The sequence below is a fragment of the Cupriavidus consociatus genome (genome assembly GCF_017814975.1).
GTDB lineage: Bacteria > Pseudomonadota > Gammaproteobacteria > Burkholderiales > Burkholderiaceae > Cupriavidus > Cupriavidus consociatus.
Genome location: NZ_JAGIQA010000002.1, coordinates 432874 through 445117 on the forward strand (window position 1 = coordinate 432874; position 12244 = coordinate 445117).

13 protein-coding genes are annotated in these 12244 nt (G+C 65.8%); 3 read left to right on the forward strand and 10 right to left on the reverse strand.

Annotation, left to right across the window (positions count from 1 at the left end):
• Nucleotides 1–8 precede the first annotated feature (8 nt).
• The 4 genes from maiA to J8I82_RS05140 form a co-directional block, all read right to left on the reverse strand.
• Nucleotides 9–647 carry a maleylacetoacetate isomerase gene (gene maiA / locus J8I82_RS05125; RefSeq protein ID WP_209754966.1) on the reverse strand — a complete coding sequence of 213 codons (639 nt, stop codon included), beginning with the start codon at nt 645–647 and terminating at the stop codon, nt 9–11.
• Nucleotides 648–660: 13 nt separating this feature from the next.
• Nucleotides 661–1359: a fumarylacetoacetate hydrolase family protein gene (locus tag J8I82_RS05130; protein WP_209754968.1), complete on the reverse strand. Its 699-nt coding sequence runs from the start codon at nt 1357–1359 to the stop codon at nt 661–663.
• A gap of 67 nt (nt 1360–1426) precedes the next feature.
• The gene (locus J8I82_RS05135; RefSeq protein ID WP_209754969.1) at nt 1427–2626 is read right to left on the reverse strand and encodes a 3-hydroxybenzoate 6-monooxygenase; all 1200 of its coding nucleotides are present in this window, start codon (nt 2624–2626) and stop codon (nt 1427–1429) included.
• 85 nt (nt 2627–2711) lie between these two features.
• Complete coding sequence (locus J8I82_RS05140; protein WP_209754972.1) at nt 2712–4094, reverse strand: MFS transporter; 1383 nt, start codon at nt 4092–4094, stop codon at nt 2712–2714.
• A 139-nt stretch (nt 4095–4233) separates the two neighbouring features.
• Between J8I82_RS05140 and J8I82_RS05145 the strand changes: the two genes are divergently transcribed.
• Complete coding sequence (locus J8I82_RS05145; RefSeq protein WP_245179419.1) at nt 4234–5166, forward strand: LysR family transcriptional regulator; 933 nt, start codon at nt 4234–4236, stop codon at nt 5164–5166.
• A gap of 93 nt (nt 5167–5259) precedes the next feature.
• Here the strand turns inward: J8I82_RS05145 and J8I82_RS05150 are convergent, their stop codons facing one another.
• Together J8I82_RS05150 and J8I82_RS05155 are read right to left on the reverse strand one after the other, a co-directional pair.
• The gene (locus tag J8I82_RS05150) at nt 5260–5763 is read right to left on the reverse strand and encodes a YkgB family protein (protein WP_209754974.1); all 504 of its coding nucleotides are present in this window, start codon (nt 5761–5763) and stop codon (nt 5260–5262) included.
• A 241-nt stretch (nt 5764–6004) separates the two neighbouring features.
• Nucleotides 6005–6367 (reverse strand): carboxymuconolactone decarboxylase family protein, encoded by a 363-nt coding sequence (locus J8I82_RS05155; protein ID WP_284182895.1) that lies wholly within the window; start codon nt 6365–6367, stop codon nt 6005–6007.
• A 59-nt stretch (nt 6368–6426) separates the two neighbouring features.
• On the opposite strand from J8I82_RS05155, the gene J8I82_RS05160 reads away from it, so the two are divergent.
• Nucleotides 6427–7356: a helix-turn-helix domain-containing protein gene (locus J8I82_RS05160; protein ID WP_284182896.1), complete on the forward strand. Its 930-nt coding sequence runs from the start codon at nt 6427–6429 to the stop codon at nt 7354–7356.
• A 140-nt stretch (nt 7357–7496) separates the two neighbouring features.
• Complete coding sequence (locus tag J8I82_RS05165) at nt 7497–7958, forward strand: DUF6130 family protein (protein WP_209754978.1); 462 nt, start codon at nt 7497–7499, stop codon at nt 7956–7958.
• A 39-nt stretch (nt 7959–7997) separates the two neighbouring features.
• Here J8I82_RS05165 and J8I82_RS05170 read toward each other — a convergent pair whose 3' ends face one another.
• The 4 genes from J8I82_RS05170 to J8I82_RS05185 form a co-directional block, all read right to left on the reverse strand.
• Nucleotides 7998–8219, reverse strand: a complete 222-nt coding sequence (locus J8I82_RS05170; RefSeq protein WP_209754980.1) for a DUF2798 domain-containing protein — start codon at nt 8217–8219, stop codon at nt 7998–8000.
• A gap of 23 nt (nt 8220–8242) precedes the next feature.
• Entirely contained in the window at nt 8243–9715 is a 1473-nt protein-coding gene (locus J8I82_RS05175) for a benzaldehyde dehydrogenase (protein ID WP_209754982.1), read from the reverse strand.
• A gap of 295 nt (nt 9716–10010) precedes the next feature.
• Nucleotides 10011–10568 carry an RrF2 family transcriptional regulator gene (locus tag J8I82_RS05180; RefSeq protein WP_209754984.1) on the reverse strand — a complete coding sequence of 186 codons (558 nt, stop codon included), beginning with the start codon at nt 10566–10568 and terminating at the stop codon, nt 10011–10013.
• A gap of 209 nt (nt 10569–10777) precedes the next feature.
• A complete protein-coding gene (locus J8I82_RS05185) occupies nt 10778–12244 on the reverse strand; it encodes an efflux transporter outer membrane subunit (RefSeq protein WP_209754986.1) in 1467 nt (488 codons plus the stop codon).

Genomic DNA, 12244 nt, shown 5'->3' on the forward strand with positions numbered 1-12244 from the left:
CATCGGTATCAGTGGGCGGCTACGTAATCGGGCTGGGCACCCGGCGCCGCCACGCGGAACGCCTCGTGACGCATGCAGTGCTCGTAGGCACGGCGCACGCGCGGGAATGGATCGAGGCTGAACCCCGCACGCAGCGCATTGGCAACCTGCGGCACCAGGCAGCAGTCGGCCAGGGTCGGGGCGTCGCCGACGCACCAGCCGCCGTCCGCGGGCAGCCACGGTTCCAATGCGCTGAAGCCGGCCGTGAGCCAGTGGGCGACCCATTCCGCTTTGTCAGCATTGGCGATGCCAAGGCGGGCGCCGAGGTACTTCTGCACACGCATGTTGTTCAGCGGGTGCAGGTCACAGGCAATGGTCAGCGCCAGCTCCAGCACGCGTGTGCGGGCGTGGCCGTCGGCGGGAATCAGCAGCGGCACGGGACACTTGCGATCGAGATAATCGATGATCGCCAGGGATTGCGTGATGGTCTGCTCGCCATCCTGGATCGTCGGCACCAGCCGGTTCGGATTGAGCGCCTGGTACTCAGGCCGGTTCTGCTCGCCGGCACGCAGGTTCACGCCGACATGGTCCCAGGGCAGGCCCTTCAGTGCCATGGCGATGCGCACCCGGTACGCCGCCGAACTGTTGAAGAAGTTGTATAGATCCATGGCCGTGCCGCCTTCACGCCACGCGCACTTCGACATCGGTGAGCCCGGCGATGCCGCCACGCATGACCTCGCCGCTGCGCACCGGCCCGACGCCTTCCGGCGTGCCGGTGAAGATGAGGTCGCCGGGCTGCAGTGCAAAGAACGTCGACAGGTTTGCGACGATCTCGGGCACCGACCAGATCAGCTTGTCCAGGTCGCTGCGCTGGCGGTCCTGTCCATCGACCTGCAGCCAGATGTCTCCGGCGGCCGGATGGCCGACTTCGCTGGCGGGATGCAGCAGTGAAACCGGCGCGGACTGATCGAAGCTCTTGCCGAGCTCCCAGGGGCGGCCCCGGTCGCGCGCCGCGATCTGCAGGTCGCGCCGCGTCATGTCGATGCCGACGCCGTAGCCCCAGATGTGCGCATTGGCCTGCTCGACCGCTATGTTGCGTCCCGCGCGGCCGATCGCCACCACGAGCTCGATCTCGAAGTGGAACTGCCCGGTCGCCGGCGGATAGTCGATCTGCGCGCCGGCGCCCGCCGGAGCGACCACGATCGCATCGGCAGGCTTGCAGAAGAAGAACGGCGCCTCCCTGCTCGGGTCCATGCCCATCTCGCGTACGTGCGCGGCGTAGTTGCGGCCGACACAGTAGATGCGGCGCACGGGAAACTGTCCGTCGCCACCGGACACGGGAATCGTGACGGCGGGAATGGGCGGAACGACAAAGGTCATGTGGAACTCCAGGTCTGGGATCTGCAAGGGCAGAGCCCGGGTCGATCAGGGGATGGGGAAGTGGCCGTCATGCGGACAGGCAGGTCTCGGCCTTCCAGCCGTAGAGCCACTCCAGCGCATCGTAGAAGCGCTCCGGCGAGCGGCCTTTCCACAGGGAATTGCGCACCAGGCGCTCCACGCCGGATGCATGGCACAGCCGGCCGAACTCGCGCGTGGACAGGACGACGCGCGCGGTGCGGGTGATGCGTGCGTCCTGGTACAGCGAGAAGGCGCGCGGCAGGTCGCCGTCGCACGCGCGTACCGCGGCCCCGAGGGTGACGGCGTCCTCGACCGCCATGCATGCGCCCTGAGCCAGGTATTGCAGCAGCGGATGCGCGGCGTCGCCGAGCAGCGTGATGCGGCCGTGCGTCCATTGCCCGATAGGCTCGCGGTCCGCGGTGGCCCAGCGCCGCCAGGTCGGCGGGAGGGAAAGCAGGCTGAGCGGTCGGGCATCGATGCCCTGGAAGTACGAAAGCACCTCCTCCTGGCTGCCATCGCTGACGCCCCAGGTTTCCTGCTGGCGGCTGTGGAACGTCACCACGAGGTTGTACTGCTCGCCGGCACGGACCGGGTAATGCACGACGTGGCAGTTCGGCCCGACCCAGAGCACCGGCGCGTTCCATTGCATGTCGCGCGGAAAATGCTCGGCATCGATCACCGCGCGGTACACCACGTGCCCCGACACGCGCGGCGGATCGCCGACCAGTTGCTGGCGGATGGCGGACTTCACGCCGTCGGCGCCAACCAGGGCACAACCGTGATAGCTGTTGCCCTGTTCGTCAAACGCGGTAACGCCGTCCCCCGACTGCCGGACCTCGACGATGCGCGTTGCGGTGACAAACTCGATCCGGTCGGTCTCGCGCACACCCTCGAGCAGCGAGTTGTGGACGTCGGCACGGTGCGTGACCGCATACGGATTGCCAAAGCGCTTGCGAAAGGCCTCGCCGACCGGGATGTCGGCAACGGTTTTCCCGTCGATCGCATCGATCATCATCATGTGATCGGTGTAGACAGCATGGCTGCGCGTGCGCTCGCCCACGCCAAGCGCGTCGAAGGCAGCGAAGGCATTGGGGCCGAACTGCACGCCCGCGCCGATTTCGCCGATGACGCTGGCCTGCTCCAGCACCTTGACATGACAGCCCTCGCGCGCCAGCGCGAGCGCCGTCGCAAGCCCTCCGATGCCGCCTCCGACGACGAGCACGGGGGATGACTGAGTAGTAATACGCATGACACTCCTTATTTCCGCGGGCGACATCCGGCCTCGACGATCCGCGTCCGGTGCCGCATGCAACGGCTATGAATGAAACAAGTGGCTAGTGGCCGTCCAGCGCGGCAGGCAGCGTGGCGCTCTGCGCCGGCGCGTCGCCGTGTGCGGTCGGCGCGGCACGCACCACCCGCAGCACCAGGATCGCGGCAGCGGCAATGGCGGCGGGAACGGCGCTGCACAGGAAGATGGTCTTGATGCCGAAGCCGCTCGCGAGCAAGGCACCGACGATGAGCGGCCCGCTGACCTGCCCCATGCGGCCCAGCGCCATGGCCCAGCCCACGCCGGTGGCGCGCATCCCGCTCGGGTAGCTCAGCACGGCCAGGCCCAGCAGCCCTGAACTGCCGGCGCCCAGGAACAGGCCGGACAGGGTGGCCGCGATCGCCAGCGCAGGCAGCGATCCGGTGGCGTAACCGAGCACGGACACGCTGAGCGCACCGAGCAGGAACAACGGCGGCAGCGTCAGGTAAGGACCGAAGCGGTCCACCAGGCGGCCGCCCGCGGCGGTACCCGCCACGCTGCCGAGATTGATCAGGGCGACCACGAGGGCGGCATCGTGCTCACCGACGCCCTCGCCGCGCAGCAGCGCGGGTGTCCACAGCACCAGCACGATCAGCAGCACAAAGCACATGAAGAAGCCGGCCCAGAGCAGCAGCGTGGCAACGAGCCGCCCGCCAGAAAGCAGCTCCCGGAATGGCAGGCCACGCACGCGTTCTTCGGCATCGACATAGGTGACCTGGCGATCGGACGGGGACGGCCGGGCGGCGATGCGCGCGACGATGGCACGAACCGCATCCTGGCCGTCCTTGCGCCGGAGCAGGAACGGCAGCGATTCCGGCAGGCCCGCGATGACCAGCAGCGCCAGCCCCAACGGCAGCACGCCACCGAGATAGAACAGCGCCGGCCAGCCGTAGTGCGGCACGATGTACGAACTGGCGAACGCGCCCACGGCACCACCCAGCGGAAAGCCGGCATAGAGCACGCCGGTCATCATGCCGCGCATGGGCCGCGGCGTGTATTCGGCAGACAGCGCCAGCAGGTTCGGAATCGCGCCGCCAAGGCCGAGGCCGGCGAGGAAGCGCACCAGCAGCAGTTCCGGCAGCGTGGACGCATGCGGCGTCAGCAGCGAGAACACCGAGAAGACCACGATTGCCGCCGCCAGCAGCCAGCGGCGGCCAAAGCGATCGGCCAGCGGGCCGAGCAGGAAGGCGCCAAGCATGGCGCCCAGCAGTCCCGCGGAGAAGACCTGCCCGAATAGGGCGATGGCAATGCCGAGCGAGGAAGACATGGCCTTGGCCGCAAAGCCGATCGCCTGAGTGTCGAAGCCATCCATCAGCACGATGAGGAAGCAGACGATGAAGATGCGAAGCCGATAGGCACCTAGAGGCCGAGCGTCGATGACCGACGCAATGCTGACTGGGGGCGTGTACATGGGTCTCCTTGGTTGCGCGGTCTGTTGTGAGGGCTGAGCCTGGTCCGGTCGGCCGTTGCGCCGCGCTGCGAGCCAACCGGATGACGGAAGTCTCGTTCCTCGCCTATCATTCGGCAATCAAATGAACGGAATGACGGTCATGAATGAAATGGATAATTTCGATATGAACCTGCTGCGCGTGTTCGATGCGCTGTGGCGGCATGGTCACCTGGGCCGCGCGGCCGAGGAGATCGGCGTGAGCCAGCCAGCCATGTCGCACGCATTGCAGCGGATGCGCGATCAGCTTGGGGATCCACTGTTCCTGAAGGTCCGCACCGGCATGCAGCCGTCGCCGCGCGCCGTAGTGCTGGCGCCTGTTGTGCAGGGGGTGTTATCGCAGGTGCGGGAGCAGTTGTTGACGGCGCCGCGCTTCGATCCCGCGCAGGCCCGCAGGACCTTTACGCTGGCCCTGTCCGACGTCGGCGAAGCGGCATTCTTGCCGCGCCTGCTGGCCCGGCTCATGAAGGAGGCGCCGCATGTGGACGTGCGTACGGTGTCGGCACGGCACACGGACATCATGGACCAGCTCGAGCGCGGCAGGATCGATCTGGCCATTGGCTACTATCCGGATCTGGGCGGTTCGGATGTTTTCCAGCAGCGCCTGTTCCGGCACGGGTTCGTGTGCCTGGCGCGCAAGCATCACCCGGTCGCGCGCGGGCGCATGACGGCGGAACAGTTCCGGGCCCTGCCTCATGCGGTGATCCAGAGCGAAAGCCGCAGCCAGGAACTCGTCGAAGCGTATCTGCGCCAGCACGGCATCGCGCGGCGCGAGATGCTGCGTTCCCCGCATTTCCTCAGCATTCCGCTGGTGATTGCATCGACCGATCTGGTCGTCACCGTGCCGTTGCCGGTGGGAGAGTTGTTCGCGCGCATCGCGGACGTACAGGTGCTGGAGCCACCGTTTCCGATTCCTGCCTTTGACCTCAGGCAGCATTGGCACCGCTGTCAGCATGACGATCCGGCCAATCGCTGGCTGCGCTCGGTTACCCAGGAACTGTTCGGCGAATCCCCTGGCGAATCTGCAGGCGCATAGCGGCGCGACCGGCAATTCCCCGGCAGTCTCGGCGGTAAATCCCGACGAGCCTTTGCCGCGAAATGCCGATCGAAGGACAGTGCTCCCGTGAACTCAGGAACGCTCCGCCTGGTAACGTGCCAGCGCCGTGCGCAGCAGGGAAGCGGACGCTGCCAGCAGCACGAGGTCCTTCAGCAGGAACTGGCCGATCGGCGCGGAGATCGCCGGGAATCCACCAGCAGTCGGCTCTGCAACGCCGGGGGTGGTGACAAAGAACGTCAGCGTGATGGCGTATGTCGCGCATGACATGGCTGCACCAAGTAGTGCAACCCGATGATGGAATGCGCCGACGGTCAGTGTCACCGCGGTGGATAGTTCCATCACGCCAATGACAGCGCTGGCGCCACGGACTCCGAATGCGTCGATAAGCCAGGCCATGAAGGGGCTGTTTTCAATGAACGGCGCAATGCCCTGCGCTTCGTAGCCGGTGAATTTCATCCCGCCGAACCAGAGAAAGACGACAACCAGGGACCAGCGCAGCAACGCCTCGTGGCTGATGATGGCTTCGTTGGTCCGCTTTGTGGCGACGGATGTGATGGGTTGTGTGATGGGTTGCATATTTACTCCTCAACGGATATGTGGTGTGGCGGAGGAGCACGCCACGGTGGCGCAGACCTCCTTTCCTGTCACTGCAACGACGCGCATGCGTGCATTCCCGCGCCGCCGGTTCCAGCGCTGCCAGAACCGGCAATTCGAAAATCTTTCGTTCCAGAGACGTATCAGGCGTGTCCATACCGACGGGAAGTCGCCCCACGGACTTCGGGACTACTGTCGCTCGGCAAGGTGCGTTGGATGGCGTTCAGTCGCGGAACAGGTGCGTGGCATGCGTGACCGCACCACCCGCCCGGATGGCCGCGGCCACCAGTGCGGCTTCCGCAAGTTGCGCATTGGTGGCGCCTGCATCGTGGGCGGCCTTGGTATGCAGGGCGATGCAATACGGGCACTGCGTCGTCAGCGCCACGGCCACCGCAATGATCTGTTTCTGCTGGACCGAAAGCGCGCCGTCGGCAAAAGCTGCGTGGTCAAAGGCACGGAAGCTCTTCATCGCTTCGGGAGCGTTTTCGTCCAGCTTTTTCAAACGGGCAAGATCCTTCATATCGAACATGGAAACCTCCATAAGGTTGGGATTGGAGTAGGTATGATAGGAATGGCAAGGTTCCACTTGGTCTTAGTTTGGTTCCAATTCGTCCAATGATGGCTTCCTCCGCTACCGCACATCGTGTGCTCGAACATTTCCTTGCCACGCTCGACATTGGTGTCACGCACATCACACGGTGCGACATCCGCGATGGGTGGAGCGTGCGTTTCGACGCCTGCGAGACCGCCAGCGTCCACTACTGCCTGGACGGCCGCGGGACGCTCGACGCAGGCAATGGCCACCGCATCGCGTTGCAGCCGCACAGTTTCGTGCTGATGCCGCCGGGCGTTTCCTACCGGCTGGAATGCGCATTCGAGTCGCCGACCGTATCGGTGGATCGGGCAAGGCTGGGTTCATGGTCCGCGCTCGAAACGGCGCCGACGGTGAAGGTGGGCGAGGCGGCAATGGGGGTTGAGATGGCGTGCGGGGAGTTGCGCTTTGCGACGAGTACCGCCGATCCCTTCCGGATGCTGCGGCATCCGATCGTGACGCGGTTCGACGGGCCAGCCGGGCTGAGAGACCAGTTCGTCATGCTGTTGGCGGAATCCGCGCAGCCCGGACTGGGATCGAGGGTGCTGATCGAGGCTTTGCTCAAGCAATGCCTGGTCATGCTGCTGCGGCGCCAGATGGAGAGCGACGACGCGGAGCTGTCATGGACGGCGGCAGTTGCCGATCCCCGCCTGCTTGTCGCGCTGGAGAAGCTCTTTGAACATCCCGAAGCGCCACTGACGGTGCAGCGACTGGCCGATCTGGCTGGAATGAGCCGTTCAGCGTTCGCTTCGCACTTCGAGCGCGCCTTCGGCCAGACGCCGATGGCCATGTTGCGAGCGGTTCGGCTGCACCGGGCCGCGGAGTTGCTGGCGACGACAACGCTGCAAATTTCCCAGGTGGCACACGCCGTTGGTTTCTCCAGTCGCAGCAATTTCTCGCAGGCGTTCCACAAGCAGCATGGGGTGGACCCAAGCGGATTCCGGCAGCGAACCGCGTCCCGTCGGCGTGTGGGTAGCAACTGATTCGATTGCGGAACTCAATGGTCGCGGCGTGCCGGGCAAGTACTGTCGCCGGCTGTGCCAGCGACTACTCTGTACTTACGCACGGACCGATACTGCCTCGTGCGCCGACGATCCCCTCCTCCGAGAAGAAGGACAAAATCATGTGTTCCCCGCTGAGACATGCGTCAGTCGCCGCGGCCGCCCTGGCACTCTGCGTGACGGCCTTTGCACAAGGCGCGCCGAATCCCATCCGCCCCCCGGCAATCCTTCCACTCGAATCGGAGCAGGCACCAAAGCTGGTCCCGTATCCGCCGCTGCCCGAACCGCTGGCCCGCGGTGTCGTCATCGTGCAGTTCCGGACCGAACACTTCCGCGTCATGCCCGTATTCGGCAAGACCGCCGTCCAGGTATCACCGCGCATCGGGCATCTACATGTGACGGTCGACGACTCGCACATTACCTGGGCCCACACCAGCGAGGATCCCATCATCGTCGTGGGGCTTCCTCCCGGCGCACACAAGCTTCGGCTCGAACTGGCCGATCCCAGCCACAAGATCCTGGCCACCGAGACCCTCGCTTTCACCTTGCCGGATTCCAAGGCGCCGGCGGCGCACAAGCATTGATCTCCTGCGTTCCGGCAGCCTGCGCTGCAGTCCGCCGGTTCAGTGGATAAGCCGGTCGATCCGTTCCTGCAGCGGGGGGCCGACCAGAAGCATGACGGGACTAATCACCACGAGCCCGACGCACCCGGAACGCAGCCACAGGACGATAAATTCTTCGTTGAACCCGAGATTGAGAGCAAGGAAGAAAAAGGAACTGGTCCCGGTGGTGACCATGGTCATCAAGAGGGCGAAGGCGACTTTCCGCTTCAGATGCAAATTCATGGCCACATCTTTCGGGGATCGCGTTAAATCGGGTACGGTGGCGCTTCGCCCTGGACGGTCATCCATTGCCACTGGGTAAATTCTTCCCAGTTAGCCGCACCGCCGATGCTGGTGCCATTGCCAGAGGCGCCGACGCCGCCGACCGGATTGATGACCTCGTCGTTGACTGTCTGGTCGTTGATATGCAGCATGCCGGTGCGCAGGCGCTCCCCGATACGCAGTGCCCGACCGACATTGCCGGTGACGATGCCCATCGACAGCCCGTACTCGGTACGGTTGGCCAGTGCAATCGCTTCTTCATCCGTATCGAACGGCACCACCACGGCCACCGGCCCGAATATCTCTTCGCTGAAGGCAGGACTATCCGGCGTGACGCCGCTGAGCACCGTCGGCTCGAAGAACAGGTCGCGATACCCGCCGCCCGTTGCGATGCGGGCACCACGACGCTGCGCTTCGCTGACGATCCGGGCGACATGATCGCGCTGGCCTTCATTGATCAACGGCCCTAGCGCCACGTCACCCTCAGCGGGATCCCCCACCGTCAGGCTCGCGGCCTTGGCGGCCAGCTTCTCGACGAACCGGTCGTGGATGCCACGCTGTACCAGCACGCGGCCGGTGGCCATGCAGACCTGGCCCTGGTGCAGGAAGGTGCCCCATGCGGTGTTTGCAACCGCGAGATCGAGATCGGCATCATCGAGGATGATCAGCGAATTCTTGCCTCCCAGTTCCAGCGAAACTTTCTTGAGGTGCCGGCCCGCGGCCTCCCCGACCTTGCGGCCCGCGGCCGTGGAGCCAGTGAACTGGATCATCGCCACATTGGGATCGGCCGTCAGCGCCGCGCCGGCGGCACCGTCTCCCGGCAGCACGTGCAGCGCGCCAGCCGGCAGGCCAGCGAGTTCAAACAGCCGCGCGACCACGAAGCCACCGCATACCGCCGTGCGGGGATCGGGCTTGAGCACCACCGCGTTGCCCAGCGCCAGCGCCGGCGCAACGGCCCGCATCGCCAGGTAGAGCGGGAAATTGAACGGCGAGATCACGCCGACTACGCCAAGCGGCCGTCGGCGTGCCAGCGACAGCCGCCCGGGCACGGAAGGCAATAGCTCCCCGGCGGAGCGCGATGGCAGCCCGGCGGCTTCCTGCAGAACCTTGATGGTGATCGTGGTCTCGAACGCGGCCTTCGCTCGCGTGGAGCCGCCTTCGCGCACAATCCAGCCGACAATTTCGTCGAAATGCGTCTCGGCAAGTCGCACAGCCCTGCGCAGCACACTTGCGCGTTCTTCATAGTGCAGGCTGACCCAGGCTGACTGTGTCTTCGCCGCGGCCTCGGCCGAACTGGCAATCATCGAGACATCGGCCATGCCGATACGCCCCAGCTCCCGGCCGGTAGCGGGCTCAATCACGCCGGCCGCGACGCTGCCGGCCCGCCAGCGCCCGGTGAAGAGTTGGTCAGTCCAGATGTTCTTGTCGAGCAAGCCGGGGGAATGCGTGAGGTTCATGAAGGCTCCAGTTTGTCTGGTGGTGCGGTGTGCCAGTATAGACGTAAACTACGACTAATACAGTCCCTGTTATAGTCACACATCGTTAGCAGGCAAAACGCCCGCAGCACCAGGACAAAACTGTGCGGATGCAACGCAATGCTGAGGCCATCGCCTGCGTCGAGCGTCGAGCGTCGCGCGAAAGGCCGCGAGCAATGCCGGCACCACCAGTGCGCACGGAAGCCGGCGATCCAGAAGATCGCCCCTACCTTTCGAACTCCATGAAATGTGCGCGGGAGAATCGAGCGCGCGGACCTCAGGCGCTCTTGCGTGAACCAGGGCGCTTGGGCGCAGGTCTGTCGCCCCGGCGATTGGCCGCACGATCCGACAGCCAACTGACGACCTGCACACCGTAGCTGGCCGGCGTCTTGTCATTGACGCGCTGAGAGAGGTCGGCCAGGGTATGCCGTTTGAGTTCCGCTCGCATGGCCTTCTCCGCGGCCTGCATGACAGCGTGAACCGAGCAAACGCCACGCGTCGCCCAGCCCGGCGCGTCGTCATTGAAGACGGCACAGCGCCCGCGGATCTCGAGGCAGTCGAAGAGCGGCTTCTCGCCATCGATTGCGACCACGACATCGTGAACGGAAATCTGGCTGGCGGGCCGCGCGAGCCGGAATCCGCCCTTGATGCCTTCCGTGGCGACCACCAGCTTGGCCTTGGCCAGCTTGGTGAACAGCTTGGCCAGGAAGTCGTGTGGCACGCCCTGAAGCTCGGCCAGATCACGGACACTCGCTTCTTCCACGGCCGCCTGCGAATGTGTCAGGTACAGCAGGCAGTGGAGGCTGTATTCAACGCCGGTACTGATTTGGGCCATGGCATACTAGGACTTGATATATCGTAGTTGAAATGCTATACAACTTCCGCTGGAATCGCAAGACAAGGACACACCGCTTGTGCTGACGGGCGGTCACGCCAACCGGGGCCGGTAACCGGCTTACGGTCGCCCGGCGCCGGGGTGCCTGCCTGCTGTGAGCCCCAGGCCACCTGATACGCAGCCCAGCCCACGGAGCAGCAGGCACACTGTCAGGATTGTTGCCGCTCACTCCATCCACCCCCGAGGCTGCGCACCAGCGAAACGGTCGCCGCGGCGCGCAAGCCTGCCACCGCATTGGCATCGCGCTGAGACTGCAGCACGGTGCGATCGGCGTCGATCACGGCCAGGTAGTCGACGGCACCGGCATCGTAGCGGCTGCGCGAGATGCGCTGGGCCCGTTTGGCACCGGACAGGGCACTGTCGAGCGCCGTGGCCTGCTGGCTGAGCCAGCGCACATCGGCCAGGCTGTCCTCTACCTCACGGAACGCCGACAGCACGGTCTGCCGGTAGCGGGCCACACTCTCCTCGTGCGCGGCGCGGGCGCCAGCCAGGTTTGCGCTGTTGCGGCCACCGTCGAATACCGTCTGCGCCACCGTCGAACCGACCAGCGGACCCAGCATCCATGTGCGCGACGACCACTTGAACAGGTTTGACAGGTCCGACGATTCGAAGCCGAACAGCGCCGTGAGCGAGATGCGCGGGAAGAACGCCGCGCGGGCGATGCCGATGCGCGCATTGGCCGCCGCCATCTGGCGCTCCGCCGCCGCGATATCGGGCCGGCGCTCGAGCAGCTCCGACGGCAGCCCCGCCGGCACGGCCACCGGAGCGGTATCGAACGGCCGGGCGGCAAGTCCGAACTGCGCTGGCGCCACGCCGGTCAGCACGGCCAGCGCGTGTTCCTGGCTGGCACGGCGGCGTTCGATGCCGGCGAGGTCGGAGCGCGCGGTGCCCAGTTCGCTTTCGGCACGGGCCGGATCGAGGTCGGTGGTCTCCCCTGCTTCGTACCGCTTGCGCAGCAGCGACAGCGCATCCTCACGCAGCCTGATCGTTGCGTCGAGCAGCTCGCGTTCACTGTCCAGCGTGCGCAGCGCGAAGTAGGCCTGCGCCACGTCGGCCTGCAGCGCCAGCTGCACGGACCGGTACAGGTCCTCGGCACCCCGCTCTTCGGCGCGCGCGGCGTTCACACTGCTGGCCACGCGGCCAAACAGGTCGAGCTCGTAGCTGGCGAACGCGCGGGCCTTGAGCACGGTCTGCGGTGATATCCGCGCGCCGTCGGGCAGCCCCTGCGAGGCGGCCGACGGCTGCGAGCGCGTCGGATCCAGGCCCACGTTCAGTTGCGGGTACCGGTCCGCCTCGGTGGCGCCGGTGAACGCACGCGCCTGCTTCAGGCGCGCCGCCGCGGCGGCCAGCTCCTGGTTGTGCGTGTTGGCCGCGTCGATCAGCCGGTCCAGATCGGCATCGCCAAACAGCTTCCACCACTCGCCGCGCTGCTGGCCTTCGGCCGGCGTGGCGGTCTTCCATTGCGCGCCCTCCGCCTGCGCGGCCTCGGCTTCCTTGTACGCCGCCACCGTGGCGGTCTCCGGCACCTTGTAGGTCGGTGCCAGCGAGCAGCCGGCCAGGATCAGCGCGGCGGCCAGCGTGGCGATTCGGGGCAACTGCCTTGTGATGTGGGCAAT